Origin of the sequence: Protofrankia symbiont of Coriaria ruscifolia (genome assembly GCF_900634745.1) — a bacterium.
GTDB classification, from domain to species: domain Bacteria; phylum Actinomycetota; class Actinomycetes; order Frankiales; family Frankiaceae; genus Protofrankia; species Protofrankia californiensis.
This window is the reverse complement of record NZ_CAAAFR010000071.1, coordinates 1-3,285: the sequence shown is the minus strand read 5'-3', so window position 1 is coordinate 3,285 and position 3,285 is coordinate 1. Positions and strand designations below refer to the sequence as shown.

The window sequence follows — 3,285 nt, the reverse complement described above, 5'->3', positions numbered from 1 at the left end:
TCTTCGGGATCTCTCCACGGGAGGCGCTGGCGATCGACCCGCAGCAGCGGTTGTTGCTGGAGACCTCGTGGGAGGTCTTCGAGCGGGCGGGAATTGACCCGGCTTCGGTGCGGGGCAGCCAGACCGGTGTTTTCACCGGCGTCATGTATCACGACTATGCCGCCGGGCTGCAGCAGGTACCCGAGGAGGTGGAGGGTTATCTGAAACTGGGTACCCTCGCCGCGGTCATGTCCGGCCGGATCTCCTATTCCATGGGATTCCACGGTCCTACACTCACCGTGGACACGGCGTGTTCGTCGTCGCTGGTGGCATTGCACCTGGCGTGCCATGCGCTGCGGCAGAAGGAATGCTCGCTGGCACTCGCCGGCGGCGCCACGGTGATGTATTCCCCCGGCACCTTCACCGACTTCAGCCGGCAGGGCGCGCTCGCCCCGGACGGCAGGTGCAAGCCCTTTGCCGCGCAGGCCGACGGCTTCGGCGCCGGTGAGGGGGCGGGGATGCTGTTGCTGGAGCGGTTGTCGGACGCGCGCCGTCACGGGCATCCGGTGCTGGCGGTGGTGCGGGGGTCGGCGGTGAACTCCGACGGTGCCAGCAGCGGGCTGACGGCGCCGAACGGGCCGGCGCAGCAGCGGCTGATCCGGCAGGCGTTGGCTGCTGCCGGGGTGGCGGCCGGTGAGGTGGACGTGGTGGAGGCGCACGGTACGGGGACGAAGCTGGGTGATCCGATCGAGGCGCAGGCGTTGCTGGCGACCTACGGGCGGGACCGCCCGGCGGACCAGCCGCTGTGGCTGGGCTCGATCAAGTCCAACCTCGGTCACACCCAGGGCGCGGCCGGCGTCGCCGGGGTGATCAAGATGGTGATGGCGATGCGACACGGGGTGCTGCCGCGTACGTTGCACGTCGACCAGCCGACTCCGCACGTGGACTGGTCGTCCGGGACGGTGCGGTTGCTGACCGAGCAGATCGCCTGGCCGGACACGGGCGGCCGGCCCCGCCGGGCCGCCGTGTCCTCCTTCGCCGTCAGCGGCACCATCTCCCACGCGATCCTGGAACAAGCCCCTCCTGCCGACGACCGTGCCCGCCCCGACGGGCAGGGGGACACCGGCGCCCTCGGGGATACCAACACGCTCGGGGATACCGGCGCACTCCCGGTGGCGTCGGCTTCTGCGGTGCTGCCGTTCGTGCTGTCGGCGCGGTCAGCCGGCGCGTTGCGTGACCAGGCCCTGCGGTTGGCCGCCCACCTGGACGCCCATCCCGGCCTCGACCCGGCCACCGTGGCATGGTCACTGGCCACGGGGCGGTCGAGGTTCGAGCACCGTGCCGTCGTGCTGGCGGCGGACCGTCCCCGCCTGGCTGCCGGTCTTGCCGCGCTGGCCCGCGGCGAAGCGGCCGACCATGTCGTCCCGGGCGTCGCCGGCGGCGACAGGAAGATTGCCTTCGTCTTTCCCGGCCAGGGTTCCCAGTGGATCGGCATGGCCGCACAGCTGCTGGACTCCTCCACGGTGTTCGCCGGGCGGATGGCGGCGTGCGCCGCGGCCCTGGCCGAGCACGTCGACTTCTCACCCGTCGACGTGGTGCGCGGCGAACTGGGTGCCCCCTCGCTGGACAGGGTCGACGTGGTGCAACCCGTCCTGTTCTCGGTGATGGTCTCCCTGGCCGCGCTCTGGAAGTCCTACGGGATCGAGCCGCGCGTCGTCATCGGGCACAGCCAGGGCGAGATCGCCGCGGCCTGTGTGGCAGGCGCGCTGTCGCTGTCCGATGCCGCCAGGATCGTGGCGCTGCGCAGCAAGGCGCTGCTGGTGCTGTCCGGCCAGGGCGCGATGGCCTCGGTATCACTGCCGTTGGCGGAGCTGGACGAGCGCCTCGCCCACTGGGATGGACGCATTTCGGTTGCCTCCAGGAACGGCCCGCGTTCGGCGGTCGTCTCCGGTGAACCCGAGGCGGTGCGGGAACTGCTTACCCTGTGTGAGGCGGAGGGGGTGTGGGCCCGCGAGATCCCGGTCGACTACGCCTCGCACTCCGCGGCTGTCGAAGCGATCCGGGAGCGGCTGCTGGCCGAGCTGGCCGGAATCACCCCCCGCACTTCGGACATCCCCTTCTGCTCGACCGTGACCGGGGATCTGGTGGACACGACGGTGCTCGATGCCGGGTACTGGTACCGCAACCTGCGTGACACCGTCCATTTCGAGCAGGCGACGCGGACGTTGTTGCAGCACGGACACGACATCTTCATCGAGGTGAGCCCGCATCCGGTGCTGACCATCGGTCTGGAGGAAACCGCGCGGGAAACCGGCCACGAAGCCGTCGTACTGTCCTCGCTGCGGCGCGGTGAGGGCGGTGTCGAGCGTTTTCTGACGTCGGTGTCGGAAGCACACGTGAACGGGGCGCCGCTGGACTGGCAGACGGTCTTCGGCGGGATACCGGGTGACCTGGTGGACCTGCCCACCTACGTGTTCCAGCGGCAGCGGTACTGGCTGCAGTCCTCTCCCGTCGCGTCGCAGTCCTCCCCGGTCGCACCGGCGTCCTCGCCGCATATCCCGGCGCCTTCACCCCCGGTGGACGCCCCGAACGGCGCGGGCGGCAGCAAGGCGGGCGGCAGCGTGGCGGCCGAGGACGACAGCATCTCACCACTGGCGCGGCGGCTGGCCGGGCTGACAACGGCCGATCAGGACCGTCTCCTGCTGGAGCTGGTGCGCACCGAGGCCGCGAGTGTCCTGCGTTATCCGGAGCCGGTCACGCTGGAGGTGGGGCGGGCCTTTCGCGACCTCGGTTTCGACTCGTTGACCGCGGTGCAGATGCGCAACCGGCTCAACGCGCTGACCGGGCTGCGCCTGCCCCCCACCGTGGTGTTCGACCATCCCACACCGGTCGCGCTCGCCCGGCTGCTCCGTGGCGAGCTCGTGTCCGGGCAGGCCGGCGGGCCGCCGTCCGCAACGGCGGAGCTGGCTCGGCTGGAGGCCGCCATCTCGACGATTCCGGCGAGCTCGGACGAGCTCGGCAGGATACGCACGAGACTGTCCGCCCTGCTGGAGCGATGCGCACCGGTCACCGGGGCGTCCGCCGCCGGCGACCAGTTCGACCGTGCCACGGACGAGGAGCTCTTCGCATTCATCGACGACAATCTCGGCGCCCGCTGATCGTGCTGTTGATCGTGTCGTGCTGAAGTCCGGAATCACCATGAGGAAATCCGAAATCATCGTGAGAAAGTGACGTGTGATGGCTGCTGAAGAGGAACTCCGGACCTACCTGAAGCGGGTCGTGGCTGAGTTGCACGAGGTCCGGTCG

Annotated in this window: 2 protein-coding genes; both read left to right on the top strand. The window is 70.1% G+C overall.

Features of this window, described 5'->3' with window-relative positions; translation table 11 throughout:
- Positions 1-3,137 (top strand): type I polyketide synthase (locus CV1CTNOD_RS10200; RefSeq protein ID WP_131785878.1); only part of this gene is annotated, 3,137 nt, incomplete at its 5' end.
- A gap of 79 nt (positions 3,138-3,216) precedes the next feature.
- On the top strand, positions 3,217-3,285 hold a 69-nt coding region (locus CV1CTNOD_RS28230; protein ID WP_131785879.1), incomplete at its 3' end, for a polyketide synthase docking domain-containing protein.